The organism is uncultured Methanobrevibacter sp., assembly GCF_902770715.1.
GTDB lineage: Archaea > Methanobacteriota > Methanobacteria > Methanobacteriales > Methanobacteriaceae > Methanocatella.
Genome location: NZ_CACXTS010000081.1, coordinates 1 through 2,233, shown reverse-complemented (window position 1 = coordinate 2,233; position 2,233 = coordinate 1). Strand labels below are relative to the sequence as shown.

The window sequence follows — 2,233 nt, the reverse complement described above, 5'->3', positions numbered from 1 at the left end:
GCAATTTTACTTGCATTTGAAAACCAGCTGGATCAGTATTATATGAACAATCCAAAAGCATTTTTCTCCAAGCCTCAGGAAAAAGCAATCATTGATTTGTCAAACCCGATTCTTCAGGAAGCGCACCTCTTATGTGCTGCAAATGAACTTCCTTTAAAAAAGGGAGAAGCATTAACATACTTTAACATATCTGATGATGTTTTGGATGAAATGGTTGAAAATGATGATTTGTACCTGTCAAGGCTTGGAAACTACACATATAAATATGATGACAATCCGGCATTCGACCATTCCCTGGACCAGATATCCTCAGAAGAATTTAAAATAATGAACAATGGAAGACTATTGGAGACAATGGAACGCTCACAGGTATATCGTGAAGCCCATGAGGGTGCAATCCTAATCAATAAGGGAGAAACTTATACTGTTGATAACATTAATTTAAAATCAGGTTATGTCAATGTTTCCAAGAAGAATGTTGACTATCATACGATGGTGTTAAACGATACGCAGGTTAATGTCGTTTCAAAAGAATTCAAACGCCAGTATGGGGATTTGACGATTCATTTTGGGGAGCTGAACGTTAAGAAGGATTATTACAAATACAAAAAAATGCAGCATTCAAGGGTGCTTGGTATGTATCCTCTTGATTTGCCTCCTCTCAAATTCAAAACAAAAGGGTTATGGTTTACAATACCTCAAAGTGTAAAGGATGAACTGAAAAGATTATATCCCGATGATGATGAAGTCTTTGAGGGAGGCCTTCATGGAGCTGAACATGCGTTGATTGGCCTCTTTCCTCTGCAGGTAATGTGTGACCGCTTTGATATTGGAGGAATGTCAACTGCATATCACAAAGACACTGAAGATGCTACAATATTTATCTATGATGGATATGAGGGTGGAATTGGAATATCTGAAAAGGCAGTTGATGTCTTTGTAGAGCTATTGGAATCAACCTTGGATTTGATTAAAAACTGCAAATGCAGAAACGGTTGTCCGTCATGTATTTATTCACCAAAATGCGGAAACGATAACAAGCCGCTTCATAAAAAGGCAACTGAATATATTCTTCAGTATATGCTCGATGAATCATTGAAAAATGATTCTAAAGTAGTAACTGAAGAGGTCATTAGTCACGGTGATGATTTATATGCTCAGGCTCTGGATTTTTATACTGAACATCAATATTCGCAGGCAAAGGATTTGCTTCACGAAATATTGAATAATGATGCCAATAATTTAAATGCAAATCTTTTAATGGCTCATGTTCTGTATGAACAGGGTATAGAAGATGTTGCAACCTATTATGCAAGAAAAGCACTTAAAATTTCTCCATCAAATTCCAATGCTGCAGAACTGCTGCAGAAAATGCAATTTGCACCTGCAAAGATAGAATTTAGTCATAAAACAATTGAAAACGATGAAGAGTCATTTGAAGAAGTTGATGCAGGAAAATCCTTTGATGATGTTGATACACTATATGAAGAGGCATATGACTTATTTATTCAGGGAGATTTGGATACTGCAAGGGAACTTCTTGAAGAACTGTTGGATATCGATGACACTCATGTGGAAGCAACTGCACTGATGGGTTTTGTCTACAGAAGGGGCGGACTATTTACAGAAGCCATGGAGTATGCAAGAAAGGCTTCCAAGTTAGATAAAAATAATGAGATGGTTCGTGAATTAATTAAGGAATTGTCTTAATTGTTTGACTTTTTTTGCAATTATTTCAATTGGTGATGGTTTAGATTGTTTAAGGTGCTCCAGAATAAGCGCTGAAACCTTCTTTGAAGTGTTCACATGCTTTTTCAAGCTCTTCAGGTATGTCGATGTGTTGAGTACAGTAATCAATGCATGTTCCACAATATGTACAGTCATCAGCAGGCACCTTTTCATCTGCTAGCTTGTCAAAGTAATTCCTGTAAATATTTGATTCAGGCTGTATCTTACTTTTGTTGTATAGTGCGAAGTATTCTGGAATTGGAATCATTTCAGGACATGCATCAATGCAGTATCCGCATTCGCTGCATGGAACAGCCACTTTTGCATTGAGCTTATCAGCCATTTTTTCTAAAAATTCACTTTCTTCATCGCTCAACACTTCAAAATTTTCAAAAGTATCACAGTTATCGAGCAAATCGTCCATTTTCTTCATCCCGCTTAAAACAATCTTAACATGTTCCAGTGATGCACAAAATCTTAATGCAAAACTTGCTATTGATTTATC

Annotated in this window: 2 protein-coding genes; one reads left to right on the top strand and one right to left on the bottom strand. The window is 36.5% G+C overall.

Features of this window, described 5'->3' with window-relative positions; genetic code table 11:
• A partial coding sequence (locus QZU81_RS10840; protein ID WP_295591787.1) for a Zn-binding domain-containing protein occupies nt 1–1,710 on the top strand: 1,710 nt, incomplete at its 5' end.
• 49 nt (nt 1,711–1,759) lie between these two features.
• Here the strand turns inward: QZU81_RS10840 and QZU81_RS10835 are convergent.
• Nucleotides 1,760–2,233: 4Fe-4S dicluster domain-containing protein (locus tag QZU81_RS10835; RefSeq protein ID WP_295591785.1), on the bottom strand; the 474-nt coding region annotated here is incomplete at its 5' end.